Below are 23,813 nucleotides of genomic sequence, written 5' to 3'. Positions count from 1 at the left end.
ACCCCTCCCGCGAGATGCCACTTATGAGCGCGACACGCCGGTGTCGCCGCTCATAAGTGGCATCTCGTGGTGGGGGGCAGGGCCCGGGCGACGTCAGCGGGTGGAGGCGAGGACGCCGCGGACGTCCCCGAGGACCCGGGCGACGGGGACGTCGTCGACGAAGGACAGCTCGTGCTCGCAGCGCGGGGCGGTCCAGCCGACCTGGGTGACGTCGATGCCGCAGATCGGGCAGCGGGTGGTCCAGCTCAGCTGCACGCGGTGGCGCTGGCGGCCGAGGGGCTGGGCGTTGATGGCATTGCCGACCCAGAAGACGCCGACCGTGGGCGCACCGACCGCCGCCGCGAGGTGCCGCGGTCCGCTGTCGTTGCCGAGGACGAGGTCGGCGAGCGAGAGCAGCGGACCGAGATCCGGGAGCTCGACCCGGTCCGCCCAGGACACCGCGCCCGGAGCGCCCGCGACGATCGCCTCCGCGGCGGGCGCGTCGGAGGCGTCGCCCACGACGAGCACGCGCGCGCCGTCGGCCAGCAGCGCGCGGGCCACCTCGGCGAAGTTCGCGGAGCTCCAGCGGCGCCGGACGTCGGTCGCACCCGGGTGGATCAGCACCAGCGGCCCGCCGGCGGGCAGGGCGGCAGCGAGGCGGTCGCGGCGCTCCGGGTCGACCTGCAGCGACGCCTCGAGGCGCACCGCAGGGGCCCCCGCGAGCCCGACGATCTCGAGCGCCCGCAGCATCTCGTGCTGGTAGTAGACGTAGGGGATCGTGCGCTCCAACTCGGCCGCGTCGTCGGTGCGCGAGCCGACGGTGTGCCGTGCGCCGAGGCGCTGCAGGAACGGGTTGGAGAAGCGGCCGCCGCCGTGCAGCTGCACCGCGAGGTCGAAGCGGCGCGCGCGCATCCGCTCGGTGAAGTCCTCGACGACCCGCGGGTCCTCACCCTCGCCGTCGCGGACGCCCTGCGCCACCGGCAGGATCTCGACGTCGCTCACCGGCGACTCCACGCCCTGCAGCAGCACGCGGTGCGCCGGAGTGCCGAGCAGCACGATCTCGGCGCCCGGGTAGGCGGCGGCGAGCGCGTCCACGGCGGGCAGCGCGAACAGCAGGTCGCCGAGTCCGCCGCCGCGCAGCACGGCGATCCTCTCGACTCCGTCGAAGCGGTCTCGGAGCGGGGCGATGGCGACCACGGTCGTTCCTCTCGGTGGGGCGGAGTCGCGCGCGGCGACTCCGGGGAAGGGGCACTCCTCCTCTTCCCCGTCGGAGGCGATCCGAAACCGGAGGCAGCCGTCGAGCCCCGCACAACATCAGCTGAGATGGGAGGGCCTCCGCTGTGGGGGGAGGGACCCCCCTCTCAGCTGATGTTGTGCGGCGACCTGCGGGCGGCGGGCCCGCGCAGGCCCGCCTGCGCGGCTGCTCAGTCGCCGGCGAGCGCCCCGCGGCGGATCTTGCCCGCGTCGTCGCGCAGCGGTGAGCGCTGGAGTCGCAGAGCCCGCGGTGCCCGGGTGCCGAGGTGCCCGCGGGCGAAGGCGAGCAGCTCCTCCGCCGTCACGGCGGCGTCCGCGATGTCGACGACCGCCTCGATCGCCTGGCCGAGCTCGGCGTCCGGAACGCCGAAGGCGACCGCCCCGCGCACCGCCGGGTGCTCCTCCAGCACCCGCTCGATCTCCGCTGGATAGACGTTCACGCCGCCGCGCAGGATCAGGTCGTCCGCCCGGTCGAGCACCGTGAGGTAGCCGTCCGCATCGACGGAGCCGAGGTCGCCGAGGGTGTCCCAGCCGTCGTCGGTCCGCTTCGACTCCCCGCCGAGATAGCGGTAGGTCGCCTCCCCGCGGCGCAGCTGCACGAGCCCGGGCTCGCCGGGCCCGCACTCCGACCCGTCCGACCGCAGCACCCGCAGCTCCGTCCCGCCGATCGGCCGGCCGACGCTCCCCGGCCGCTCGAGCCACTCGTCGCCGCGGATCATGGTCAGCCCGTTCGACTCGCTTCCCGCGTAGACCTCGACGACCTTCTCCGCCCCGATCCAGTCGATCAGCGCGCGCTTGTCCGCGGGCGGGCACGGCGAGCCCAGGTGCAGCACCGTCTCCAGCGACGACACATCCGCGTCCCGGTGCCCGGGCGTCCGCAGCAGCCGGTGGATCATCGTCGGCACCAGCAGCGCCCAGGTCACCCGGTGCTCCGCGATCGCCGCGAGCACCCGCGCCTCGTCGAAGCGCGGCAGGATCACCAGCCGCTGCCCGGTCAGCAGCCCCCGGAAGGCGTAGGTGAAGGTCGCGGAGTGCGTGAGCGGCCCGGCCACGAGCTGCACCCCCTCCCGCGGCAGGAACGCCGCGACCGGCTGCGTCGGATCCATCAGCGCGGGCGCCGCCGCGAGGACGATCTTCGGCCGCCCGGTGCTGCCGGAGGAGGCGGGCGCCTTCCAGGACGACGCCCAGAGATCCGGCAGCTCGTCGTCCGGCAGCGCGGGGTCGGGCGCGAAGCCCGCGGGCACGAAGGGCACGCCCTCCAGCTCCACGCCGACGCTCAGCGAGGGCCGCCCGAGCGCGCCGACCTCGGCGAGCTCCCGCGCCGACAGCCCGCGCGAGAGCGGCTGCGGCGTCGCGCCCGCCTTCCAGATCGCCGCGCAGGCGATCACCAGCTCGGCACTGTTCGGCAGCGAGACCGCGACGAGCGAGTCCGGAGTGACGCCCCGCGCCGCGTAGGCACGCGCGAGCCGGTTCGAGGCCCGGTCCAGGGCTCCCGCGGTGAGGGTCGCGTCGTCCGCGACGACCACGACGCGCTCGGGGTCCCGCTCGGCCAGCGCCGAGAAGCAGCGCGAGAACGACCGGCGCATCAGCTGCCGCCGACGTGAGAGAGGTACAGCGCCTCGTGACTCGCCGCGACGTCGTCCCACGAGTGCGAGAACGCGAGCTCCCGCCCGGGCCCGGGCCTCGGCGCCGCCCCCGCGAGCGCCGCGGCGAGCGCACCCCGGATCCCCGCCACGTCGCTCCCGTACGCCACGGTCTCCCCGAACACCTCGCGCAGCACCGGCAGATCGCGCGCGACGACCGGCACCCCCGCGGCGAGCGCCTCCATCGCCGCCAGCCCGAAGCCCTCCTTGGTCGAGACGAAGCCGAGCACCGCCGCACCGGCGACGAGCGCCGCGAGCCGCTCCTCCGGCACCGTGCCGAGCACGACCGGCGTCACGCCCAGCTCCGCCGCCCGGCGCTCGAACTCCTCGCGGTAGCCCCGGTAGTCGAACAGCGTCTCCCCGCCGCCGAAGACGAGCGCGGTCCCCGGAGCCAGCCCCGCGAACGCCTCCAGCAGGTCGATGCTGCCCTTCCGCGGCTCGATGCCGCCGAGCGCGAGCACGTAGCGGCCGAGCTCGGCCCGCCACTCCCCCGCCGCAGCACCGCCGGCCGCGGCCGCGAACCGCGCCGCGTCGACGCCGTTCGGGATCACCGCGGGCGCCCGGCCCCAGCCCGCCGCCACCTCGTCCGCGACCGCCCGCGACACTGCGAGCAGCCCGGCCGGCCCGGTGATCGCGCGCTCGTGGCAGGCGATCAGCGCCGGCGTCGTGAAGGCGTCCAGGTGGTGCACCGTGCGAAGCAGTCCGCCCGCCCCCGAGAATCCGGCGTCGAGCGCGGCGTTGGCCGAGATGCAGTCCTGCGCGTGCACGACGTCCCACTCCTCGCCGTCCTCCCCCAGCGCGACCGCGAGCGCGTCGAGCGAGCGGACGATCCGGTCGCCGATGTCCTCCCCGTCGCGCGCCGCGAACGGCACCACCCGGACCGCCACCGCGGGGTCGACTGCGCGGAAGAAGGCGGAGTCGCCGCCGCGGCCGAGCGTCCAGACGGTCACCTCGTGTCCGCGCCGGGCCAGCGCCTCCGACAGCGCGAGCGTGTGCACCACGCCGCCGCGGGGCTTCGTGGAGTAGGTCAGCTGCGCGATCCGCACGGGGTCTCCTTCAGGCGGGGCGGCGCCCGCGGGCGGCACCGGTCGGACGGGCGGCCCCGGGTTCAGACGGTGGGAGCCGCGCGGTGGTACGCGTGCTCGGCGCGGTCGCGCAGGTGGTCCATGCTGCGACGGGCCCGGGCGACGGAGGCCGAGACGTCGTCGGTCGCGACCGCCAGCCCGCCCTTCGCCCAGGTCTTCGCGAGGATCTCGCCGGCCGGGTCCACGACCTTCGCCTGCCCGAGGAAGCGCAGCCCGCCGAGCACCCCGGTCTGGTTCGAGGAGACCAGGTAGACCTGGTTCTCCGCGGCGCGCGCGCAGTCGTAGAGGTCGAACAGGTGCGCCTGGCGGTCGTTGCGGATCCGATCGGAGCGGTCGGTGACGCTCGCGGGCCAGGCGCTGAGGCAGCAGAGGATCTCGGCCCCGTCGAGGGCGAGCGAGCGCGCCGACTCCGGGAAGGTCTTGTCGAAGTCGATCATTATCCCGATCCGCCCCACGGCCGAGTCGAACGAGCGGAAGGAGTCGCCCGCGGCGTACGCCTCGGACTCGCCCAGCGGCAGGTGCACCTTGCGGTGCGTCCCGATCACCTCACCGCCCTGCACGCAGACCGCCGAGTTGTAGCGCCGCACCTCGCCGCCCTCCAGCGCGCGCTCCGCGATGCCGAAGCACACCGTGGTGTCGCCCGCCATCGCCGCGACGGCCGCCACCTCCGGCCCGTCGACCTCCACGGCCTGCGGCAGGTCGTCGGGGCCGGGGTGGTGCATGTCGAGGAGGTAGCCGCCGAGGGTCGCGTCCGGCAGCACCAGCAGGTCGATCCCGCGCTCCTGAGCGCTCGCGATCATGCCGGGCAGCTTGACGAGGGTGCGCTCGATGTCGCGGCCGAAGTGCGCCGCGACCGCGGCCATCGTGATCGTCGCCATGGTCCTTCTCTCCCGCCCTCTGCAGGCGGACGGTGCGCCGGGGCGGACGGAGAGCCTCCGCCCTCCTCCGCCCCGCGCGGCAGAGCGGTGCGCTCGGGCCGAGCGCGTGGCCGTCACCGTACCGCGGCGTGCTCGAGCCGGTCCATCCGCGCGCCGCCGAGCAGCTGCTCCGCCACGTGCTCCGCGTCGCGCGCGATCGCCTCGAAGCGCCCGGAGCCCCAGGTGTTCAGCCACGGCAGCCCGAGGAAGTGCAGCCCGGGCACGGCGGTCGCGCCGCGCCGGTGGGTGGGGTGCCCGGCGCCGTCGAAGACGCCGATCTGCATCCAGGAGTAGTCGGAGCGGAAGCCGACCGCCCAGACGATGCTCGTGATCCCGGCGGCCGCCAGATCCAGCTCCTCGATCTCGTGTTCCGGCCGCCAGACCGGCGCGTACCGGGCCTCAGTCGGCGCCGAGACACCCGAGCGCTCGATGTAGGCGTCGATGTCGTTCTTGATCGACTCCGCGACCGAGTCCGCGTAGTCGAGCGACGCCTCCGCCGTCGGGGCGAATCGGAGCGACCCGCCGTCGACCTGCTGCAGCCGGCCGTAGAGCGTCATCCCGTCGCGCGCGAACGCCCGCAGGTCGATGTCGCGGCCGCCGCCGCGCCCGGTGACGTAGTGGTTGGTCGACTCCCGCTTGGAGAGCCCGCCGACCTGCGCGTGCACCGGCACGTCGTAGACGCCCATGTCGGCGAGCCAGGCGACGCAGTCGCGCCCGCGGTAGAACCGGGCGACCCGCGGAGCCGTCCCCAGCGCCAGGTGCACGTCGCGGCCCTCGAGGAAGAGGTCCTCCGCGATCTGCGCGCCCGACTGGCCGGAGCCGACCACGAGCACCCCGCCCTCGGGCAGCGCCGCGGCCGAGCGGTAGTCGGCCGAGTGCAACTGAACGATCGAGTCGGGGATGCGGTGCGCGACCGCCGGCAGCACCGGGCGGTGGTAGCCGCCGGTGGCGACGACGACCTGGTCGGCGGTGATCGTGCCGCGCGAGGTGACGATCTCGAAGGCCCCGTCCGCGCTCTCGCGCAGCCGGAGCACCTCGGTGTCCTCGGCCACCGGCGCGCCGAACGACTCCGCGTAGCGCCGGACCCAGGCGTGCACCTCGGCGCGGGTCATGAAGCCGTCGGGGTCGTCGCCGTCGTAGGGGTAGCCCGGGAGCCGGCACTGCCAGTTCGGCGTGACCAGCGTGAAGTTGTCCCAGCGGCGGTCGATCCAGTCGTGCGCGATGCTGTCGCGCTCGATCACGAGGTGCTCGACGCCCTGGTCCGTGAGCAGGCGGCTGATCGACAGCCCGGCCTGGCCGGCGCCGATCACGGCGACCGGGAGGTGCCGGCCGTTCTCGAGCGCGGTCATGCGCGCGCCCCCTGCGCGGACGCGGGGACGGAGGACGGAGGCAGCGGCGGATCCATCGCCAGCACCCGCACGCGGCCGCCGTCGAAGCGCGCGGCGGCCGCGAGGATCTCCGACTCCTGCTGCAGCGCGGAGGTGCAGGCGAAGCCGAACTTGGCGCGCACCCGCTCGCTCGCCAGCCGCAGAGCCTCGGTCGAGCGGCCGACGAAGTCCTCGATCGGGTAGCTCTCGCCCTCGGCGAGGTAGTCGTGCATCACCAGGCTCGGCGAGTAGCAGCGCTCCTCGACGCCGTCCGGCCAGCGGACGTGGAAGGTCATCTCAGGCATGGACCAGCCCTCCGCTCCACACGCGCTCGATGTCGTAGGCGTCCGGCCGGCGGTCGCGGAGGTGGAACATCCCGCCGCGCATCGCCTCGAAGGTGCCGCGCACGTCGATGTCGGCGACCGCCATGCCCGAGCCGAGCAGCGTCGTCGCGAGGATGTTGCCGCCCGGGTCGACGACCTTCGCGTTGCCCACGTAGCGGAGCGACCCGAAGGTGCCGGACTGGTTCGACGCCAGCCAGAACACCTGGTTGTCCAGGGCCCGCGCGATGTCGAACTGGTTGAAGCGGTAGGTCCAGCGGTCCTCCTGCAGGTTCTCCGCCGTCGCCGTCCGCGCGGCCGGCCAGGCCGAGAGCGAGGCGATGATCTCCGCCCCGTCCAGCGCCATCGAGCGGGCCGCCTCCGGGAAGGCCTTGTCGTAGCAGATCTGCAGCCCGACCCGGCCGACCGGGGTCTCGAAGACCGAGTAGCCGGGCCCGGGCGAGTACGACATGTGCTCGCCGAGCGGCTGGTGCACCTTGCGGTAGCTGCCGTAGATCTGCCCGCCGTCGAGCAGGGCGGCCGCGTTGTAGCGGGTCTCCCCGTCCGCGTCGAGCTCGCAGAAGCCGATCGCGACCAGCAGGTCGCCGGCGATCTCCTGCACCCGGCGCAGCTCCGGCCCGTCCAGCGCGATCGCCGGGGGCATCGAGCGGGTGGTCGTCTTGACCGTGTCGCCGTGATTGCCGAGGGAGGAGAGGTAGCCGCCGATCGCGGCCTCGGGCAGGACGAGGAACTCGACCCGCTTCTCGCGGGCCTCCTCGGCCAGCGCGGCGATGAGCGCGTAGTTCTGATCGAGGTCGCGGGTGAAGTTCGCCGCGACCGATCCGACGACGGTCATGGCGGGCGCCTAGAGGTTGTAGGTCGAGTTGATGATGGCGCCCTTGCGGGCGTAGTGGATGACGGCGTCCTGGACGTCGAGCGGGTGGCAGGGGATGGTGCCCTCGATCAGGTCCTCCTCGCGCAGGCCGTGCAGCGCCATGCCGAAGCGGCAGACGAAGACGCGATTGCCCTCGTCGATGAAGGTCTTCAGGGCGTCGTTGATGTTCTGCTCGCCCGGGAAGCCGGAGTCGCCGACCGTCGGGAAGCCGCGGGTGGCCATCGCGTTGATCGTGCCGGGGCCGTAGAAGTAGACGGCCGACTCGAAGCCCTTGCGGGCCGCGCGGGTCGCCTGCAGGATCGCGACGAAGCTGACCGAGGACTCGTGCGCGATGCCGTGCACGAGGGTGAAGTAGGACTGGCCGGGCTCGGCCTGGTAGTCGGGGAAGACCTTGGTGGAGCCGTAGAGGTTGCTGCCCTTGGGCAGCGAGGGGTGCGCGATCTCGGAGCGCGACTTCTCGATGTTGGCGCTGATCTGCTCCTCGATCGAGGCCTGGTCGTCGGTGCTGTGGTCGGCGGGGGTGGTCTGGTCGTCGGTCATGAGAACCTCCGGGGTTCGGTGAGGAGCGCGCCGGGCGGGGCGCGAGCGAGTGGTGCAGGGACAGGAGTGCCGGGTGGAACGGGCGGTGCTGTGATGCAGAGGCCGGCGTCGCTCGGGGCGGGACAGAGGACGAGCGGAGCGACGGGGCCGGGTCGGGAGCGTTCGTCCCGACTGCGTCCAGTCAAGGCCGCTCGTGTTTCGGAGTGGTTTCGGCCAGAAGAAGCCTGCGTGACGCCGGGCGAGCATCGGGCCGGCGTCGGGGCCGCCGCCGGATGTAACACGATCGCGTTCCCGATGTCATCGCTCCGAAACACCGCGTTGACCTAATGGAGGCTCACGACGTCGGACTCCGCCGTCGCGCACCGCTCGACTCGAGACTCCGAGGAGCACCATGACCGATCTGCAGACGCCCCGCCTCCGCACCGCCGATCCCGCACCCTCCGACTCCACCGACTCCTCCTGCGCCGCCGACGCCTGCGGCTCCGCCCCCGTCCGCCGCACCGGCTCCTCCGCCCTGCGCACCCGCGTCGACATCGCCCTCCAGGGCATCCGCGTCGACGCCCCCGTGCACCGCGAGGCCGGCGCCGGCCCGAGCGACGACGGCCACGTGATGCTCGGCGGCCTCGGCGCCGCCATCCCGGTGAACCCGAAGAGCCCCTACGCCGTAACGAACGGCCGCCTCCTGCTCGACGGCGCCGACATCGGCCTGGACGTCGAGCCGGTGAAGCGCCCGCGCTTCTACGACCTGCACACCGCCGACGGCGTCTCCTACGAGAAGATCGCCCGCCTGCACGGCCGGAACATCCTCGCCACCACCGTCGTGCAGACCTGCATGCGCTACGACGAGGCCGAGCGCTGCCGCTTCTGCGCGATCGAGGCCTCGCTCGCCAACGACTCCACCATCGCGGTGAAGACCCCCGCGCAGCTCGCCGAAGTCGCCGAGGCGGCCGCCCGGCTCGACGGCATCCGCCAGATGGTGATGACCACCGGCACCTCCAAGGGCCGCGACCGCGGCGCCCGGCACCTCGCCCGCTGCGTCCGCGCGGTGCTCCAGGCCGTGCCCGGGCTGCCGATCCAGGTGCAGTGCGAGCCGCCGGAGGACCTCGCCGCCCTGCAGGAGCTCAAGGACGCCGGCGCCCTCTCGATCGGCATCCACATCGAGTCGATGGACGACGACATCCGCCGCCGCTGGACGCCCGGCAAGGCGCGCGTCTCGACCGCGAAGTACTGGGAGGCCTGGGACGAGGCGGTGCGGATCTTCGGCCGCAACCAGGTCTCGACCTACCTGCTCGTCGGCCTCGGCGAGGACCCGGACGAGCTGGTCGCCAGCGCCGGCGAGCTGATCGAGCGCGGGATCTACCCGTTCGTGGTGCCGTTCCGGCCGCTGAAGGGCACGCTGGCGACGGAGGTGGACCACGTCCTGCCGCCGGCCGGCTCGCTGCTGGAGAAGGTCAGCGAGCAGGTCGCCGCGCTGCTGATCGCCGCGGGGATGCTCTCCTCCGGGCAGAAGGCGGGCTGCGCGGCCTGCGGCGCCTGCGGCGTGCTGAAGACCGCCGGCGCCTGATGGAGCTCTCGATCCTCGAGGGGGTCCGCGCGGTCGCGCCGGCTGCCCGCGAGGCCTTCGTGGTCGTGGTCGCCGACCCGGCCGAGGTGGCCGCCTACCGCGCCCTGCGCCGTGAGGTCTTCGTCGGCGAGCAGGGCCTCTTCGACGCCGACGACCGCGATGCACTCGACGAGGATCCGCGCACCGTCGTGCTGGTGGCCCGCTCGGCCGACGGCGTGCTCGGCGGGGTGCGGATCGCGCCCGCGCTCGAGCAGGACCTCGGCTGGTGGACCGGCAGTCGCTTGGTCGTCCGCCGCAGCGCCCGAGGCGGGGCCGGGATCGGCGCCGCTCTGGTGCGCGCCGCCTGCGCCGAGGCCGAGGCGCGCGGCGTGATCCGCTTCGAGGCGACGGTGCAGACGCAGAACGAGGTGCTCTTCCGCCGACTCGGCTGGGACCGGCTCGGCGCCGTCGAGGTCGCCGGGACGCCCCATGTGCAGATGCGCTGGCCGATCGACCGGTTCGACCGCCTCGCCCGCGGCGCCAAGGCCGCCCTCGGTCCGCTGCTCGACGCCTTCGCCGGCCAGCTCGGCGGCCCGGGCTTCCGCGGCGACGACGGCGCGCCCGTGCCCGGCTCCGACCTCGTCGCCGTCTGCGACGCGATCGTCCCCTCGATGGTCGAGCGCGACCCGGAGTGGGCGGGCTGGTGCTCGGTGCTCGTCAACGTCAACGACCTCACGGCGATGGGTGCGGATCCGGTCGGCCTGCTCGACGCGGTCGGCGCGCGGGACGCCTCCTTCGCCGCGCGCGTCCTCCGCGGACTGCGCGCCGGCGCCGAGGCCTGGGGTGTGCCGCTGCTCGGCGGGCACACCCAGCTCGGCGTCCCGGCCGCACTCTCGGTGACCGGCCTCGGCCGCACCGAGCGCCCGGTCCCCGGCAGCGCCCCGATCGGCCACGAGCTGAGCCTCACCGCGGACCTCGCGGGCGGCTGGCGCCCGGGCTACGCCGGACTGCAGTGGGACTCGACCTCGGGCCGCTCACCGGAGGTGCTGCGGGCGCTCGCGGCGAGCATCGGCTCCGCCGCCCCCGACGGCGCGAAGGACGTCAGCATGGCCGGACTCGTCGGCACCGTCGGCATGCTCGCCGAGGCGTCCGGCGCGGGCGCCGAGCTCGAGGTCGCCGCGATCCCCCGCCCCGCCGCCGCGGGCCTGGCCGACTGGCTCTCCTGCTTCCCCGGCTTCGCGATGCTCACCACCGACCGCCCCGGCGCCTCCCGCATGGGCACGCCGCACAGCACGACCGCGGCGATCGGCCGCGTCGTCCCCGGCGAGGGCGTCACCCTCCGCTGGCCCGACGGCGAGACCACCCCCGCCATCACCTCCGCCGTCACCCGCCTCGGCCCCGCCTGACCCGCGCGGCGGATGCAGAACATCAAAGGGCGAAGTAGTGTCCTCGCGAGCCTGAGAGCGTTACAGCTCGCGCCGTGAAAGCCGCAAGGTCAGCCGGATGGTTCAGTTACGCTGCCAAGCCCTTGCCCTCGCCGTAAGTGGAGCTGGTAATCAAGCTCAGCCGTTCGCGCGCCAGCTCCTAATCGTCACCTCGCGTCTGCGGCCAAATTGCTCTATGTCCTTGCTGACGCCTCCACGTCCAAACCGGAGGCAGAATCATATCCATGCTCGAATCCGAATTCGGAGTTACAATTCGGTGACGAGTTGCGTCACCTACTATGCCCTGCATGCCAAAGCGCGGCCCTTCTTCCTTGAGCTTCGACCATCCTAGAAGCATTTCTGGACGCGGCAAAACATAGCCTCCCTTCAACGTTCCCTCGGCTTCCATCGCAAGCCGAGGGAATCCATTCGGTTTGGAGTTCCTTTCGTGGAACTGGTCGAGCGAGTAGAGCGGATCAATAAAACCGGCGTAGAATTCCACTGCCGTCCAGAACGCTACGTCCACTTCATCCTCACGAAAAAGAGATAAGGTCTGCTCGGTCAAATCGTCGTAACGGCGTCTGGTCTCGTCGAGGGGTTGCAGAGATTCCGAAACCCACGCCTTCTCATACAAGCCGTCCCTGACCGCTCGAAAAGTGATGTTCCTAGCCTGACCGAGAGCACTGACAATCTTCTCTCTGCGAGCAATCTTCTCTAAGCGTCTTATAACAAGTAGGCGCCAAATCGCACGAACCCCTTCAGCAACAAGCCAGAGCAAAAGCCCCACGAACAGTGGAGCCCAGAAGAACTCGACATCAGATGCAGGCGCTGCAAGATTTTTCACACCTCATCATCGCGCAGGCTTCAAGCCTGCGTACCGAACTGCCGCCCTCCCCGACGCCGGTGCTCGCGACAGACCTCTGCATCAATGTCAACACCGCCTCGAGAGAGGTCCGCATGAAGTAGTGCGGGATCGCGGGCTGATCCGCCGAAATTGAGATCGCCGGCGAACACTAGTTTTCCCCCAGCTTTGCGATGCTCACCGCCGACCGTCCCGGCGCCTCGCGGATGGGGAAGCCGCTCAGCACGACCGCGGCGATCAACCGAATCGTCCCGGGCGAGGGCGTGACCCTCCGCTGGCCCGACGGCGAGAGCGCCCCCGCGATCACCGCCGCCGTCAACCGCCTCGGCCCCGCCTGACCCGCGCGGCGGATGCAGAACATCAGCTGAATCGGGCTCTCATCGGTCATCGGCGGTGAGTCGCCCTCTCAGCTGATGTTCTGCGGCGGTATCCGTTTGAGCCGCCGCCGCGCGGGTACCGGACGTCTGCACGTGCGTCCGCGACCCCTGCGGACGCCTCCGACCGAGAGGTGACCGTGACCATCGACACCGCGACCCCCGCCGCCGGCACGACCGGCGCCACCGCCGACCTCGCCGCCGACGCCGTCTCCCGCGCCCGCGCCGCCTTCCCCGCCTGGGCCGCCACCGCGCCCGCCGAGCGCGGCGCCCTGCTGCGCGCCGCCGCCCACCGCGTGGCCGCCCGCGAGCAGGAGCTCGCCGACCTCAACACCGAGGAGACCGGCAAGCCCGCCGGTGACGCCCTCGGCGGCGTCCGCGCCGGCGTCGACACCCTGCTGCAGTACGCCGAGCTCGGCCCCCTGCACCGTGGGAAGAGCCTGCGCGGCGGCGCCCTCAACGTCGACCTCGCCCTGCCGCACCCGCGGGGCGTGGTCCTCGCGCTCACCCCCTGGAACGACCCGGTCGCCGTCGCCGCCGGCATGCTCGGCGCCGCGATCGTCTCCGGCGACGTCGTCGTGCACAAGCCCAGCGAGCGCAGCCCCGGCACCGGCGCCCTCTTCACCCGTCTGCTCGCCGACGCCCTGCCCGAGGGCGTGCTGACCCTCGTCGAGGGCGACGGCGCCGTGGGCGACGCCCTGGCCCGCACCGACGGCGTCGACGTCCTGGCGCACGTCGGCTCGACCGCCACCGGCCGTGCCCTCGCCCGGATCGCCGCCGTCACCGGCGCGCACACCATCCTCGAGAACGGCGGCAACGACGCGCTCGTTGTCGACCGCGACGTCGACCCCGTCTGGGCCGCCGAGCAGGCCGCCCTCGGCGCCTTCGCCAACGCGGGCCAGATCTGCACCTCCGTCGAGCGGATCTACGTGCACCGCGACGTCGCCGAGGCCTTCACCGCCGCACTGGTCGTCGAGGCCGAGCGCTGGCGCGACGGCCCGCTCCCCCGCCTGGTCGACGCCCGGATGCGCGACGCCGTGCACGAGCACGTCACCTCCGCCGTCCGCGACGGCGCCCGCATCCTCACCGGCGGCGAGCCCGGCGACGGCACCTTCTACCCCGCCACCGTCCTCGCCGACTGCACCGACGAGATGCTGGTGATGACCGAGGAGACCTTCGGCCCCGTCGCCCCCGTCCTCGTCGTCGACGACTTCGACGAGGCGCTCACCCGCGCCGCCGCCGGTCCCTACGGACTCGCGGCCACCGTGCTCACCGCCGACATGGAGCACGCGCACCGCGCCGCGGCGACCCTCCCGGTCGGCACCGTCAAGATCAACGGCGTCTTCGGCGGCGCCCCCGGCGGCAGCGCGCAGCCCCGCGGCACCAGCGGCTCGGGCTTCGGCTACGGCCCGGAGCTGCTCGACGAGATGACCACCACCACGGTCGTGCACTTCGGCCTCCCCGTGCTCCCCGGCGCCGGGCGATGAGCCTCGAGGGCTCCGCGCTCCAGCGGGCGAGCGCGCTGGTCGCGCACGTGCGCGAGCGGCCGCCGGTCGTCGCCGTCGTCGGCGACCTCATCCTCGACTCCTGGTGGCTCGGCGAGGCGGAGCGGGTCACCCGCGAGGCCCCCGCCCCGGTGCTGCGCCTCGAGGACGTCGTCGACGTCGCGGGCGGCGCGGCCAACACCGCGGCGAACCTCTGCGCGCTCGGCGCCGTCGTCCGCACGGTCGGCGTCGCCGGACGCGACCCCGAGGGCGACCGCCTCCTCGCCGCGCTCGAGCGCGCGGGCCTGGACACCGGCGCGATCGTCCGGAGCGACGCCGCGACCACGATCAAGACCCGCGTCGTCGGCGGCGACAGCGTGATGCTGCGCGTCGACTCCGGCCCGCACCGCCCGTCCGACCGCGAGCTGTACGAGCTCGCCGAGGCCGCCGTCCGCGCGGCCGACGGCGCCGACGCCGTGCTCGTCTGCGACTACGGCTCCGGGATCCTCCGCGAGGCCGTCGAGCGCGTGCTCGCCGCGCAGCGCCCCGGCCTCCTCGTGATCGACGCGCACGAGCTCGCCGACTGGGCCTTCGCGGCGCCCGACCTGGTCACCCCGAACGCGAAGGAGGCCGAGCGTCTCCTCGGCGCCCCGCTCGGCCGCGGCACCGAGCGCGCCGCCGCCGTCCGCGCCGCGGCGGGCCTCCTCCGCGAGCGCTCCGGCGCCCGCCACGTCGTGGTCACCCTCGACCGCGACGGCTCGACCGCGCTCGACGCCGACGGCACCGTCAGCCGCACCTTCGCCCAGCCCGCCGAGGAGAAGCAGGCCTCGGGCGCCGGCGACACCTTCGCCGCCACCGCGACCCTCGCCCTCGCCGCCGGCCGCTCGCTGGCGACCGCCGTCGACCTGGCGCAGGCCGCGGCGGACGTCGTCGTGCAGCGCCCCGGCACCTCCGTCTGCACCGCGGACGACCTGCTCGCCTCGCTCGCCGCGCCCGGCGCTGTCGTGCTCGGCGAGGACGGACTGGTCGAGGTGCTCGCCGAGGAGGCCCGCCGCGGCCGCCGCATCGTCTTCACCAACGGCTGCTTCGACGTCCTGCACCGCGGCCACACCGCCTACCTCCGTCAGGCGCGCGAGCTCGGCGACGTGCTGGTCGTCGCCGTCAACGACGACGACTCCGTCCGCCGGCTGAAGGGCGAGGGCCGCCCGATCAACCCCGAGGGCGACCGCGCGGGCGTCATCGCCGAGCTGGGCTGCGTCGACTACGTGACGCTCTTCAGCGGTGACACCCCGATCCCGCTGCTCGAGCGCGTGCAGCCCGACGTCTACGTGAAGGGCGGCGACTACGCCCCCGACATGCTCGCGGAGGCGGTGGTCGTCCGCTCCTACGGCGGGACCGTCACCACCGTGGGCTACGTCTCCGAGCACTCGACGACCGAGATGGTCCAGCGCATCCGCTCGTCGTCGGCGCCGTGAGCAGCCGCCGCTGGTCGGGGCTCTGGGGGCGCGACCTGCCCCCGGAGACCCCGGCCGTCGACGTCCTGATCCCGACGGCCGGCCGCTCGGCCGAGCTGGCGGCGACCCTCGCGGGCCTCGCGGCGCAGGACGATCCGCCGTTCCGCGTCGTCGTCAGCGATCAGTCGGACACCGCGGTCACGGAGACGGACCCGACCGTCGTCTCGATGCTGCGGATCCTCGCCGCGCAGGGCCGCGCTCCACTCGTGCGCCGGCACCTCCCCCGGCGCGGCCTCGCGGAGCAGCGGCACTACCTCCTCTCGCTCGCGACCGCCCCCGCGGTCCTCTACCTCGACGACGACGTCTGGCTCGAGCCGGGCACGCTGGCGCGGCTGCACGAGGCGCTCGGGCGCCTCGGCTGCGGCTTCGTCGGCTCGGCCGTGCAGGGGCTGTCCTACCTCGGCGACGAGCGGCCGCACGAGCAGACCGCCTTCGAGCCCTGGGACGACGGCGTGCAGCCCGAGCGGATCCGCCGCGGGACGCCGGAGTTCGAGCGCTGGCCGCTGCACAACGCCGCGAACCTCACTCACGTCGCCGCCCGCCTGGACGTGCCGGAGGGCGCCTGGCGCGCCTACCGCGTCGCCTGGCTCGGCGCGTGCGTGCTCTACCGTCGCGAGGCGCTCGTCGCCTGCGGCGGGTTCGACTTCTGGGAGCAGCTGCCCCCGGAGCACAGCGGCGAGGACGTCGCCGCGCAGTGGCGCGTCATGGAGCGCTTCGGCGGCGCGGGGCTCGTCCCCAGCGGCGCCGTGCACCTCGAGACGCCCACGACGGTCACCGACCGGCGCGTGGACGCCTTCGACCGGCTCTTCACCGAAGAGCACCAGCACTGACCGAACGACGAAAGGACAGCACGATGGATGCCCCCAACCCGATCCAGGTCCAGAAGTACCTCTCCGGGATCGACTACCCGGCCTCGAAGGACACGATCGTCGAGACCGCCGAGAAGGAGGGCGCCGACAGCGACGTCCTCGACGCCCTCCGCGCCATCCCGGCCGGCGACTACGACAAGCCCACCGACGTGAGCTCCGCCGTCTCGAACGTCTGACCCCCCTCCGCGAGATGCCACTTGTGAGCGCGACACGCCGTGTCGCCCGCTCACAAGTGGCATCTCGCGCGTGGAGGCCGCACCTGCGGTGCGGCTCCCCTCCATGCTGGCCGAGCAGCCCCGCATCACGAGGTCGCACCTCCGGTGATGCTGCCCTTCCATGCTGGTCGAGTAGCCGTCCGCAGGACGGCGTATCGAGACCCCGCCCGGCCGCACTCAGGCCGAGACGATCTCCCGCTCCTTCAGCACGCCGGACTCCAGTGCCGCGAACGAGAGCACCTTGTAGCCCTCGGACTCGAAGAAGATCGTCGCGCGGTCGTCCTCGACGCTCATGACGGTCCCCGCACCCCACTCGCGGTGCTCGACGGCCTCGTCGACGCTCAGCGGCGCATCGGCAGGAGCCGCGGACGCCGCCTCGTCGGCCGCCTCCTGGCGCGCCTCGTGCCGCTCGCAGCCGTCGCAGTTGCCGCACCACTCCGGACCCTCGACGCCGAAGTAGTCCAGCAGCACGCGCCGCCGGCACTGCGAGGTCTCCGCATAGGCCCGCATCATCGACAGCCGCGACTCGGCGATCCGCTCGCGCGAGGCGAGCTCCTCCTTCACCGCGCGCACCGCGTCGTCCCCGCCGGCGTCGCTCACGGCCCGCAGGCCGCCCTCGGTCTCGAGCAGATCCGCCTCGGCGAGGTCGTTGACCAGCCGCGCGACAGTGCGCGGCGACTTGCCCAGCGCCTCCGCCAACTCCTCGACCTGGACGCCCGGCCTGTCGGACACGGCCGCCCACACCACGCGCAACGCGGCCGGCTCGACCCGGCGCTTGGCGAAGAAGCGCCGCAGCCCCAGATCCTCGAGCCGGTAGTGCAGCGCACCGGTCGCGGGCTCGCCGTCGCGCCCCGAGCGCCCGATCTCCTGGTAGTAGGCGTCCAGCGACTCGGTCGTCGTCGCGTGCAGCACGTAGCGCACGTCGGCGCGGTCGATCCCCATCCCGAAGGCGGAGGTGGCGATCACCACGTCGAGCTCGCCGTCGCGCCAGCGCTCGTGCACCGCGCGCCGCTCGCTCGTCTTGAGCCCCGCGTGGTACGCCGCGACGCTCCGGCCCGAGTCCGCGATCTCCGCCGCGTAGGTCTCGGTCTCCTTGCGCGTGGCGACATAGACGAGCCCCGGCGCCGTCCAGCTGCGCGCCTCCTCGACCACGGCCGCGCGCTTCTCGTTCTCGCTCTCGTGGCGGTGCACCACGAGGCGGATCTCGGGGCGGTCGACCCCGTGCACCTGCACCTCGGGGTCGGTCATGCCGAGCCGGTCGATGATCTCCTCGCGCACCGGCCGGGAGGCGGTGGCCGTCATCGCGAGCACCGGCGGTTCGCCCAGCGCACTGCGGACGTCCTTGAGCCGCAGGTAGTCCGGGCGGAAGTCGTGGCCCCAGGAGGAGACGCAGTGCGCCTCGTCGACGACCAGGAGCGAGACGCCGGCCGCGGCGAGCCGGGCGACGTTCTCCTCCTTGGCCAGCTGCTCCGGAGCGAGCAGCACGTACAGCGGGCCGCCCTCGTCGATGCGCTCCCAGGCCCGCGCGACGGCGGCGGTGCCCTGCGCGGAGTTGATGGCGACGGCGGGCGGCGCAGCCGGCGCGGCCTCGATCGAGGCGAGCTGGTCGGCCTGCAGCGCGACGAGCGGCGAGACGACGAGCACGACACCCCTGCGCTCGGCGCCGGCGATCTGGTACACGGCGGACTTGCCACCGCCCGTGGCGAGCACCAGCAGCGTGTCCCGGCCCGCGGCGGCCGACTCGATGGCCTCGCGCTGCCCCGGCAGCAGCGACGTCCAGCCGAAGTCCTCGCGAGCGATCCGATCGACGCTGCTGCGCGTGATCTTCTTCGTGGCAGTCTTCTTCGCGGTGGTCTTCTTCGCGCGGCTCTTCTCAGCGGCGGCGGTCGTCGTGGCAGTGGTCTTCTTCGTGGCGGTGGTATCGGAACTGCGGGTCGTGCGGGACGAGCTCATGCTTCGACGCTACGACTCCGCCCCCGCCGAGCGTCTCCACTTGACAGCTCCGGGGAGCACGGTGAAGCCACCGCCCCGCCCCGCGCCGGTCGCAGAGCGCCGGAGCGCCCCCCTGCTAGTCGAGTAGCGCTGCAGGCGCGTATCGAGACCCACCGTCCTCAGAAGGGCGGGCCTGCAGACTCCTGTTCCGACGCGGGTGGATCTCGATACGCCCGCGCCGCGGGCTACTCGATCAACATGACCGCAGCTGCTCGATCAGCACGAAGGCGGCAGCTCGATCTGCGGAGCCGCAGCGCCGGATCATGCTGGTCGAGTAGCGCCGCAGGCGCGTATCGAGACCGGCCGCTCCCCGACGGTGTCAAGACCCTGCCGCCCGCAGTCACCCGCGTGCTCCGATGGAACGACGAACGAGAGGAGCCCCCGTGCCCGAGAACGTGAACGAGGACCTGCCCGAGCAGGAGTCCGACCTGACCCCGAACACCGGCGGCGCCCAGACCGTGCTGCCCGGCGAGGACGCGTCCGACGCGAGCGCCGCGGGCGCCGCTCCGGGAGGCACCGCCATCGACCGCGGCGTCTCCGACACCGTCACGGAGGGCGACAGCGCCGGCGACACCGTCTCCGGCGACGCCGACCTCCCGGACGACACCGACGGCCCCGTCACCGACGAACGCGCCTCTGCCGGCTGACTCGAGCCCGCCAAGAACCGCGAGATGCCACTTGTGCGCGCGACACGCCGTGAAAGGCGTGCACAAGTGGCATCTCGCGGAGACGCGTCAGGCTCGGGACACCACCGGGCTGAAGAGCGTGCCGATGCCCTCGATGTCGATCGCGACCGTGTCGCCGTTGGCGATAGGCCCGACGCCGGCGGGCGTCCCGGTCAGGATGATGTCGCCCGGCAGCAGCGTGAACACCCGCGAGACGTAGGCGATGATCTCGGGCACCCCGTGGATCATGTCGCCGGTGTTCCCGGACTGCAGCCGCCGTCCGTTCACCCGCGTCTCCAGCGCGCTCTCGTTCCAGACGAACTCGGTCTCGATGACCGGCCCGATCGGGCAGAACGTGTCGTAGCCCTTCGCCCGGGCCCATTGCCCGTCCGACTTCTGCAGGTCGCGCGCCGTGACGTCGTTCGCGATCGTGTACCCGAAGACGACGTCCTCGTAGTCCTCCGCCCGCACGTTCCGCGCGATCGCCCCGATCACGACCGCGAGCTCGCCCTCGAACTCCACCTGCTGGCTGTCCTCGGGCAGCACGATCGCCTCGTCCGGCCCGATCACCGAGGTGTTGGGCTTGAGGAACATCAGCGGCTCGGCCGGAGCGTCGCCGCCCATCTCGGCCGCGTGGTCGGAGTAGTTCTTGCCGATCCCGATCACCTTCGAGCGCGGGATCACCGGCGCGAGCAGCTTCGCCTCGGCGAGCGGGATCCGCTCCCCCGTGGTCTCGAAGCCCGCGAACATCGGGTCCCCGGCGAGCACGACCAGGTCGTCCTCGTCCAGGATCCCGAAGTGGATCGCGCCCCCGTTGTCTCCGGAGCGCTGCGTGGCGAATCGTGCGATCTTCATGCGTCCAACCTCGTCATCCAGCCGTGCGTGTCCTCGCGACGTCCGTACTGGATGTCGGTCAGCTCCTCGCGCAGCGACATCGTCAGCGCGCCGGCCGGCGCGCCCTCGTGGCCCACCGAGAAGCCGTCGCCCTTGAGCTCGGCGATCGGCGTGATGACCGCCGCGGTCCCGCAGGCGAACACCTCCACCACGTCGCCGGACTCGACCCCGTCGCGCCACTCGTCGATCGACACCTGGCGGCGTTCCACGCGGTGACCGCGGTCCTCGGCCAGCTGCAGCACGCTGTCGCGGGTGATGCCCTCGAGGATCGAGTCCGACTCCGGCGTGACGAGCGTGCCGTCCTTCTTCACCAGCACCACGTTCATGCCGCCGAGCTCCTCGATCCAGCGCGACTCCTGCGAGTCGAGGAAGAGCACCTGCGCGCAGCCGTGCTGGTACGCCTCCTGCTGCGGCAGCAGCGACGAGGCGTAGTTGCCGCCGGTCTTCGCCGCTCCCGTGCCGCCCTTGCCCGCGCGGGCGAAGGACGTCGACAGCCAGATCGACACCGGGGCCACGCCGCCGGAGAAGTAGGCGCCGGCCGGGCTCGCGATCACGTAGTAGCCGACCTCCTCGGCCGCGCGCACGCCGAGGAACGCCTCCTTGGCGAACATGAACGGCCGCAGGTACAGGCTCGTCTCCGGCTCGGACGGCACCCAGGCGCCGTCCGCCGCGATCAGCTGACGCAGCGACTCGACGAACAGCTCGGTCGGCAGCTCGGGCAGTGCGAGCCGGCGGGCGGAGCGCTGCAGCCGGCCGGCGTTCGCCTCCGGGCGGAAGGTCCAGATCGAGCCGTCCGCGTGGCGGTAGGCCTTCATCCCCTCGAAGATCTCCTGCGCGTAGTGCAGCACGGCCGCGGCCGGGTCGAGCTGGATCGGGCCGTACGGCTCGACGCGCGCCTGGTCCCAGCCGCCGGCGCGCGACCAGCGGATGTCGACCATGTGGTCGGTGAAGTGGACCCCGAAGCCGGGGTTCGCGAGGATGCGGGCGCGCTCCTCGTCGGAGCGGGGCGCGGGATTGGCGGTCACCTCGAAGGCGAGGTCCTGCGCGGGGAGGGTGTCGGTCATGAGGGGTTCTTCCTGGAGTGGCGTGGGGCCCGGGGGCGGGGGCCGGAGAGGAGGGTCAGCGGAGCCGCGAGACGACGGAGTCGCCGATCGCGGCCGTGGAGCGCGGGGTGCCGTCGCGCGACTCGATGTCGGCGGTCACGGCCGCCGTCACGCGGGCGGCCTCGTCGCCGCGACCCAGGTGGTCGAGCAGCAGCGCCACCGACAGGATCGCGGCGGTCGGATCGGCGAGCTGCTTCCCGGCGATGTCGGGCGCGGATCCGTGGACCGGCTCGAACATGCTGGGGAACGCGCCGTCGGGGTTGATGTTGCCCGAGGCCGCGAGTCCGATGCCGCCGCTGATCGCGCCGGCCAGATCGGTCAGGATGTCGCCGAACAGGTTGTCGGTGACGATGACGTCGAACCTAGCAGGATCGGTCACCAGGAAGATCGTCGCCGCGTCCACGTGGAGGTAGTCGACGGCCACGTCCTCGTAGGTGGCCCCTACCTCGTCCACGAGCCGCTTCCACAGCGAGCCCGCGAAGACCAGCACGTTCGTCTTGTGCACCAGCGTCAGCTTCGAGCGGCGCTTGCGGGCGAGCTCGAAGGCGTGCCGGACGACGCGCTCGACGCCGTAGGCCGTGTTCACGGAGACCTCGTTCGCGATCTCGTGCGGCGTCCCCTGGCGGATCGACCCGCCGTTGCCGACGTACGGCCCCTCGGTGCCCTCGCGGACGACGACGAAGTCGACCTCGCCGGGCGCCGACAGCGGCGACGGCACGCCCGCGTAGAGGCGGGTCGGGCGGAGGTTGACGTAGTGGTCGAGCGCGAAGCGCAGGCGCAGCAGCAGCCCGCGCTCGATGTTCGCGTCCTTGAGGCGCGGGTCGCCGGGCACGCCGCCGACGGCGCCGAGCAGGATCGCGTCGTGCGCGGAGATCGAGGCGAGGTCCTCGTCGGTGAGGACGTCGCCGGTCTCGAGGAACCGGCCGGCGCCGAGCGAGAACGGCGTCTTCTCGATCACCAGGTCGGAGTCGGCGGTGACGGCGTCGAGGACCTTCACGGCCTCGGCGATCACCTCCGGTCCGATCCCGTCTCCGGGGATGACGGCGAGCTTCACGGTGCGGGTCATGGCGGTCCTCAGACGTGCGGGGGGCACGGGCCGGAGCGCTGCGCGTCCAGAGGACTGGGCGCGCGGAGCACTCGAGCGTGCGGGGCAGGAGACCAGCCCAGCGTACTCTCGGGCCGCCGCCCGCGCCGGTCGCGCCGCGTCAGCTCCGGCGCAGGCGCCAGGCCGCCACCACACCGGCGAGCAGCACCAGTCCGACGCCGATCCAGGCCGACCAGCCGACGCCCGCGTCGAACGCGGCTCCGGCCGAGGCGAGCAGGCTCGACGCCGACTCCGCAGGGATCTCGCCCGCGACCGCGACCGCCCCGCCCAGGGTCTCCCCCGCGCGCTGCGCCTGGCCGGCGTCGAGGCCGTCGGGCAGCACCACGCCGCTCCGGTAGGCGGCCGTCAGCACCGTGCCGAGCGTCGCCGTGCCGAGCACCGCGCCCAGCTCGTACGCCGTCTCCGACACCGCCGAGGCGGACCCGGCCTTGTCGGCGGGCGCGTTCGCGAGCACCAGCTCGTTGGAGACCGTCTCGGCCGCGCCGATCCCGAGGCCGAGGAAGGCGAACGAGACCGCGACGGTCAGCGCGGAGGCGCCGCCGGGCGCCGCGCTGCCGATGGCGAGCAGCGCGTAGCCGACCGCCGAGATCACGAGTCCGGCCGGCACCACGATTCGCGGCGAGATCCGCCGGGCGATCGGCACCACGCCGAGCCCCGCGCCGATCATCACGACGAGTCCCGGCACCAGCACGAGCCCCGCCTCGAGCGGCGAGAGGCCGACGACGAGCTGGAGGTGCTGCGAGACGAAGAACAGCCCGCCCACCAGCGCGACGACGCTGAGCAGGTTGACCAGGATGGCCGCGCTGAACGAGCCGCGGCGGAAGAGCGAGAGGTCGAGCATCGGCACCTCGCGGCGCTGCTGCCGGCGCACGAAGAGCACGCCGCTCACGACGCCGACCACGAGCGAGAGCACCGCGACCGCGTCGATCCCGTGCTCGGCGGCCGACTTGATCGCGTAGACGATCGGCGCCATCGTCGCGAGCGACAGCACGATGCTGACGACGTCGACCGGCCCGGGCTTGGGGTCGCGCGACTCCGGCACCAGGATCGGCGCGAGCACCACCAGCGGCAGCAGCACCGGCACCGCGAGCAGGAACACGGAGCCCCAGGGGAAGTTCTCCAGCAGCACGCCGCCGACCAGCGGGCCGACGGCCGAGCCGACCGCGAACCCGGTCGCCCAGATCGCGATCGCCATCCGGCGCTGGTCGCGGTTCGGGAAGAGGCTGCGCAGGAGGGAGAGGGTCGAGGGCATCAGGGTGGCGCCGAAGAGACCGAGCGCCGCGCGGGCGGCGATGAGCGCGCCGGCCGTCGGAGCGAAGGCCGCCGCGACGGAGACCACCGCGAAGCCGACCGCGCCGATCAGCAGGAGCTTCCGCCGGCCGACCCGGTCGCCGAGGCTGCCCATCGCCACCAGCAGTCCGGCGAGCACGAGCGGGTAGGCGTCGACGATCCAGAGCAGCTCGGTGCCGGAGGGACCGAGGTCCTCCGCGATCAGCGGCAGCGCGAAGTTGAGGACGGTGTTGTCGACCGAGACGAGCAGCACCGGCAGCATCAGCACGGCCAGCGCGAACCAGGCGCGGCGGCCGACGCGGCGACCGTCGGGCTCGACGGCGGCGCGCGAGGCGGGGCCGGGGGTCGTGACGGTGGTGACGGGTGCGGTGCGGGCGGACACAGTGGTGCTCTCTCTCGAACGGGGTGATCGCCACCGAGTATACCGTCCAGCCGGTACAGTAGCCAGGGGCGGAACCGGGATCCGTCCCTAGGATGGA

22 protein-coding genes are annotated in these 23,813 nt (G+C 73.2%); 8 read left to right on the top strand and 14 right to left on the bottom strand.

The window, feature by feature from the left end; genetic code table 11:
- Positions 1-93: 93 nt before the first annotated feature.
- The 8 genes from EDF45_RS17260 to EDF45_RS17225 all read right to left on the bottom strand — a co-directional run bounded on the left by EDF45_RS17260 (position 94) and on the right by EDF45_RS17225 (position 8,000).
- The gene (locus EDF45_RS17260) at positions 94-1,176 is read right to left on the bottom strand and encodes a glycosyltransferase family 9 protein (RefSeq protein ID WP_123737250.1); all 1,083 of its coding nucleotides are present in this window, start codon (positions 1,174-1,176) and stop codon (positions 94-96) included.
- Between the two features lie 227 nt (positions 1,177-1,403).
- Positions 1,404-2,819 carry an AMP-binding protein gene (locus EDF45_RS17255; protein ID WP_123737251.1) on the bottom strand — a complete coding sequence of 472 codons (1,416 nt, stop codon included), beginning with the start codon at positions 2,817-2,819 and terminating at the stop codon, positions 1,404-1,406.
- Complete coding sequence (locus EDF45_RS17250) at positions 2,819-3,922, bottom strand: MSMEG_0565 family glycosyltransferase (RefSeq protein ID WP_123737252.1); 1,104 nt, start codon at positions 3,920-3,922, stop codon at positions 2,819-2,821. The genes EDF45_RS17255 and EDF45_RS17250 overlap by 1 nt, the downstream gene beginning before the upstream one ends.
- Before the next feature lie 62 nt (positions 3,923-3,984).
- A complete protein-coding gene (locus EDF45_RS17245) occupies positions 3,985-4,839 on the bottom strand; it encodes a carbon-nitrogen hydrolase family protein (RefSeq protein ID WP_123737253.1) in 855 nt (284 codons plus the stop codon).
- A 113-nt stretch (positions 4,840-4,952) separates the two neighbouring features.
- Positions 4,953-6,227, bottom strand: a complete 1,275-nt coding sequence (locus EDF45_RS17240; protein ID WP_123737254.1) for an MSMEG_0569 family flavin-dependent oxidoreductase — start codon at positions 6,225-6,227, stop codon at positions 4,953-4,955.
- A complete protein-coding gene (locus EDF45_RS17235) occupies positions 6,224-6,550 on the bottom strand; it encodes an MSMEG_0570 family nitrogen starvation response protein (protein ID WP_123737255.1) in 327 nt (108 codons plus the stop codon). Before EDF45_RS17235 ends, EDF45_RS17240 begins: the two co-directional genes overlap by 4 nt.
- Complete coding sequence (locus EDF45_RS17230) at positions 6,543-7,421, bottom strand: carbon-nitrogen hydrolase family protein (RefSeq protein ID WP_123737256.1); 879 nt, start codon at positions 7,419-7,421, stop codon at positions 6,543-6,545. Before EDF45_RS17230 ends, EDF45_RS17235 begins: the two co-directional genes overlap by 8 nt.
- 9 nt (positions 7,422-7,430) lie before the next feature.
- A complete protein-coding gene (locus EDF45_RS17225; RefSeq protein ID WP_123447959.1) occupies positions 7,431-8,000 on the bottom strand; it encodes an MSMEG_0572/Sll0783 family nitrogen starvation response protein in 570 nt (189 codons plus the stop codon).
- Positions 8,001-8,391: 391 nt separating this feature from the next.
- On the opposite strand from EDF45_RS17225, the gene EDF45_RS17220 reads away from it, so the two are divergent.
- Together EDF45_RS17220 and EDF45_RS17215 are read left to right on the top strand one after the other, a co-directional pair.
- The gene (locus EDF45_RS17220) at positions 8,392-9,564 is read left to right on the top strand and encodes an MSMEG_0568 family radical SAM protein (protein WP_123737257.1); all 1,173 of its coding nucleotides are present in this window, start codon (positions 8,392-8,394) and stop codon (positions 9,562-9,564) included.
- Positions 9,564-10,949, top strand: coding sequence for an MSMEG_0567/sll0787 family protein (locus EDF45_RS17215; RefSeq protein ID WP_123737258.1), 1,386 nt, complete (start codon positions 9,564-9,566; stop codon positions 10,947-10,949). Before EDF45_RS17220 ends, EDF45_RS17215 begins: the two co-directional genes overlap by 1 nt.
- A gap of 178 nt (positions 10,950-11,127) precedes the next feature.
- Here the strand turns inward: EDF45_RS17215 and EDF45_RS21065 are convergent, their stop codons facing one another.
- Positions 11,128-11,811 (bottom strand): hypothetical protein, encoded by a 684-nt coding sequence (locus EDF45_RS21065; protein WP_148060321.1) that lies wholly within the window; start codon positions 11,809-11,811, stop codon positions 11,128-11,130.
- Positions 11,812-12,002: 191 nt separating this feature from the next.
- On the opposite strand from EDF45_RS21065, the gene EDF45_RS21395 reads away from it, so the two are divergent.
- The 5 genes from EDF45_RS21395 to EDF45_RS17195 all read left to right on the top strand — a co-directional run bounded on the left by EDF45_RS21395 (position 12,003) and on the right by EDF45_RS17195 (position 16,246).
- Positions 12,003-12,167 (top strand): hypothetical protein, encoded by a 165-nt coding sequence (locus tag EDF45_RS21395; protein WP_185020246.1) that lies wholly within the window; start codon positions 12,003-12,005, stop codon positions 12,165-12,167.
- Positions 12,168-12,343: 176 nt separating this feature from the next.
- Positions 12,344-13,690, top strand: a complete 1,347-nt coding sequence (locus EDF45_RS17210) for an aldehyde dehydrogenase (protein WP_374204769.1) — start codon at positions 12,344-12,346, stop codon at positions 13,688-13,690.
- Complete coding sequence (gene rfaE2 / locus EDF45_RS17205; protein WP_123737260.1) at positions 13,687-15,162, top strand: D-glycero-beta-D-manno-heptose 1-phosphate adenylyltransferase; 1,476 nt, start codon at positions 13,687-13,689, stop codon at positions 15,160-15,162. The genes EDF45_RS17210 and rfaE2 overlap by 4 nt, the downstream gene beginning before the upstream one ends.
- Complete coding sequence (locus EDF45_RS17200; RefSeq protein ID WP_221181144.1) at positions 15,159-16,031, top strand: glycosyltransferase family 2 protein; 873 nt, start codon at positions 15,159-15,161, stop codon at positions 16,029-16,031. The genes rfaE2 and EDF45_RS17200 overlap by 4 nt, the downstream gene beginning before the upstream one ends.
- Positions 16,032-16,054: 23 nt before the next feature.
- Entirely contained in the window at positions 16,055-16,246 is a 192-nt protein-coding gene (locus tag EDF45_RS17195; RefSeq protein WP_123737261.1) for a DUF2795 domain-containing protein, read from the top strand.
- Between the two features lie 216 nt (positions 16,247-16,462).
- Here EDF45_RS17195 and EDF45_RS17190 read toward each other — a convergent pair whose 3' ends face one another.
- Complete coding sequence (locus tag EDF45_RS17190; protein ID WP_123737262.1) at positions 16,463-18,238, bottom strand: RecQ family ATP-dependent DNA helicase; 1,776 nt, start codon at positions 18,236-18,238, stop codon at positions 16,463-16,465.
- A gap of 422 nt (positions 18,239-18,660) precedes the next feature.
- Between EDF45_RS17190 and EDF45_RS17185 the strand changes: the two genes are divergently transcribed.
- Positions 18,661-18,924, top strand: coding sequence for a hypothetical protein (locus tag EDF45_RS17185; RefSeq protein ID WP_123737263.1), 264 nt, complete (start codon positions 18,661-18,663; stop codon positions 18,922-18,924).
- Between the two features lie 87 nt (positions 18,925-19,011).
- Here EDF45_RS17185 and EDF45_RS17180 read toward each other — a convergent pair whose 3' ends face one another.
- The 4 genes from EDF45_RS17180 to EDF45_RS17165 all read right to left on the bottom strand — a co-directional run bounded on the left by EDF45_RS17180 (position 19,012) and on the right by EDF45_RS17165 (position 23,716).
- Positions 19,012-19,797 (bottom strand): fumarylacetoacetate hydrolase family protein, encoded by a 786-nt coding sequence (locus tag EDF45_RS17180; protein WP_123447967.1) that lies wholly within the window; start codon positions 19,795-19,797, stop codon positions 19,012-19,014.
- Positions 19,794-20,900 carry a branched-chain amino acid aminotransferase gene (locus tag EDF45_RS17175; protein WP_123734014.1) on the bottom strand — a complete coding sequence of 369 codons (1,107 nt, stop codon included), beginning with the start codon at positions 20,898-20,900 and terminating at the stop codon, positions 19,794-19,796. The genes EDF45_RS17180 and EDF45_RS17175 overlap by 4 nt, the downstream gene beginning before the upstream one ends.
- A gap of 55 nt (positions 20,901-20,955) precedes the next feature.
- A complete protein-coding gene (locus EDF45_RS17170; RefSeq protein WP_123734015.1) occupies positions 20,956-22,005 on the bottom strand; it encodes a 3-isopropylmalate dehydrogenase in 1,050 nt (349 codons plus the stop codon).
- A 139-nt stretch (positions 22,006-22,144) separates the two neighbouring features.
- The gene (locus EDF45_RS17165; protein WP_260312268.1) at positions 22,145-23,716 is read right to left on the bottom strand and encodes an MFS transporter; all 1,572 of its coding nucleotides are present in this window, start codon (positions 23,714-23,716) and stop codon (positions 22,145-22,147) included.
- Positions 23,717-23,813: the final 97 nt, after the last annotated feature.

It is taken from the genome of Rathayibacter sp. PhB186 (assembly GCF_003751825.1).
Lineage (GTDB): Bacteria > Actinomycetota > Actinomycetes > Actinomycetales > Microbacteriaceae > Rathayibacter > Rathayibacter festucae.
The sequence above is the reverse complement of the archived record's forward strand: the minus strand, read 5'-3'. Positions and strand labels throughout refer to the sequence as shown.

Coding starts and splice junctions, on each gene's coding strand:
- EDF45_RS17240 (WP_123737254.1), bottom strand. CDS start 6,227: ATGACCGCGCTCGAGAACGGCCGGCACCTCCCGGTCGCCGTGATCGGC.
- EDF45_RS17215 (WP_123737258.1), top strand. CDS start 9,564: ATGGAGCTCTCGATCCTCGAGGGGGTCCGCGCGGTCGCGCCGGCTGCC.
- EDF45_RS17235 (WP_123737255.1), bottom strand. CDS start 6,550: ATGCCTGAGATGACCTTCCACGTCCGCTGGCCGGACGGCGTCGAGGAG.
- EDF45_RS17175 (WP_123734014.1), bottom strand. CDS start 20,900: ATGACCGACACCCTCCCCGCGCAGGACCTCGCCTTCGAGGTGACCGCC.
- EDF45_RS21395 (WP_185020246.1), top strand. CDS start 12,003: ATGCTCACCGCCGACCGTCCCGGCGCCTCGCGGATGGGGAAGCCGCTC.
- EDF45_RS17220 (WP_123737257.1), top strand. CDS start 8,392: ATGACCGATCTGCAGACGCCCCGCCTCCGCACCGCCGATCCCGCACCC.
- rfaE2 (WP_123737260.1), top strand. CDS start 13,687: ATGAGCCTCGAGGGCTCCGCGCTCCAGCGGGCGAGCGCGCTGGTCGCG.
- EDF45_RS17230 (WP_123737256.1), bottom strand. CDS start 7,421: ATGACCGTCGTCGGATCGGTCGCGGCGAACTTCACCCGCGACCTCGAT.
- EDF45_RS17225 (WP_123447959.1), bottom strand. CDS start 8,000: ATGACCGACGACCAGACCACCCCCGCCGACCACAGCACCGACGACCAG.
- EDF45_RS17195 (WP_123737261.1), top strand. CDS start 16,055: ATGGATGCCCCCAACCCGATCCAGGTCCAGAAGTACCTCTCCGGGATC.
- EDF45_RS17245 (WP_123737253.1), bottom strand. CDS start 4,839: ATGGCGACGATCACGATGGCCGCGGTCGCGGCGCACTTCGGCCGCGAC.
- EDF45_RS17255 (WP_123737251.1), bottom strand. CDS start 2,819: ATGCGCCGGTCGTTCTCGCGCTGCTTCTCGGCGCTGGCCGAGCGGGAC.
- EDF45_RS17170 (WP_123734015.1), bottom strand. CDS start 22,005: ATGACCCGCACCGTGAAGCTCGCCGTCATCCCCGGAGACGGGATCGGA.
- EDF45_RS17190 (WP_123737262.1), bottom strand. CDS start 18,238: ATGAGCTCGTCCCGCACGACCCGCAGTTCCGATACCACCGCCACGAAG.
- EDF45_RS17180 (WP_123447967.1), bottom strand. CDS start 19,797: ATGAAGATCGCACGATTCGCCACGCAGCGCTCCGGAGACAACGGGGGC.